The organism is Alkalihalophilus lindianensis, assembly GCF_032843265.1.
Classification (GTDB): domain Bacteria; phylum Bacillota; class Bacilli; order Bacillales; family Bacillaceae_D; genus Alkalihalophilus; species Alkalihalophilus lindianensis.
Genome location: NZ_JAWJBA010001060.1, coordinates 1 through 234 on the forward strand (window position 1 = coordinate 1; position 234 = coordinate 234).

The following is a 234-nucleotide window of genomic DNA, read 5'->3' on the forward strand; positions in this document are numbered from 1 at the left end:
TAATAAGTTATTATTGGCATATGCACCAACAAATGCTCCGATGCCCGGAACTAGCTGGAACATTTTCGCAAGGTCAATATAATCGCGGTACTCCTGCTGGAACTTTCGCCAATCCATTTCCGCAAGACCCTCTTTGCGGCTTTCCCAATTTTCAATATCATCCAGCGTTTGCCTGCGAATCTCATCGCTTGAAAAAGCAAGTTGAAAAACATGAAGAAGAAACAACCGTTCTTC

1 protein-coding gene is annotated in these 234 nt (G+C 43.2%); it reads right to left on the reverse strand.

The features are described 5' to 3' along the window. Window positions 1-234, reverse strand: a 234-nt coding sequence (locus tag RYX56_RS25365) for an EcsC family protein (protein WP_317124515.1), incomplete at both ends; no start/stop codon positions are given.